This window comes from Brenneria roseae subsp. roseae, assembly GCF_003115845.1.
In the GTDB taxonomy this organism is placed as follows: domain Bacteria; phylum Pseudomonadota; class Gammaproteobacteria; order Enterobacterales; family Enterobacteriaceae; genus Brenneria; species Brenneria roseae.
The window spans coordinates 1-645 of sequence record NZ_KZ819062.1; the positions used below are offsets into that span (position 1 = coordinate 1).

Sequence of the window (645 nt, forward strand, 5' to 3'; positions counted from 1 at the left end):
TCACCGTGGCGCTGATATCGGTATTCGCCGCCAGCACGCTGCCCGGTACATTGACGCTCCAGGTCTTGCCGTCGGCATTCACCGTGGTCTGGTAAATCTCGTTACCCACCGTGACCGTGACCGCATCGCCGGCTTTGACGTCATCACCGACCTGACCAGTGACATTGATGGTCTGTCCGGCTTCCTCGGCGTTGATGATATCGTCGCCGGCAATGGTATCGATGGTGATAGCGGCGTCCGGGGCCGTGGTATCGACCGTATAAGAACGGGTGGCGTCGGCGGTGGTCTCATTGCCCGCATCATCGCGGGTGGTGACCGTGGCGCTGATATCGGTATTTGCCGCCAGCACGCTGCCGGGCACGTTGACGCTCCAGGTCTTGCCATCCGCATTGACGATGGTCTGGTAGATCTCTGAGCCAACCTTGACGATCACCGTATCGCCGGCCTTCACGTCATCGCCCACCTGACCGGTCACGCTGATGGTCTGTCCAGCTTCATCGGCGTTGATGATATCGTCACCGGCAATGGTATCGATACTAATCGACGCCTCCGGCGCACTGGTATCCACCGTGTAAGAACGGGTGGCATCGGCCGTGGTTTCATTACCGGCGTCATCACGGGTGGTGACCGTCGCACTGACGTCAC

1 protein-coding gene is annotated in these 645 nt (G+C 60.0%); it reads right to left on the reverse strand.

The features are described 5' to 3' along the window. Positions 1–645: Ig-like domain-containing protein (locus tag DDT52_RS20820; RefSeq protein ID WP_136157998.1), on the reverse strand; the 645-nt coding region annotated here is incomplete at both ends.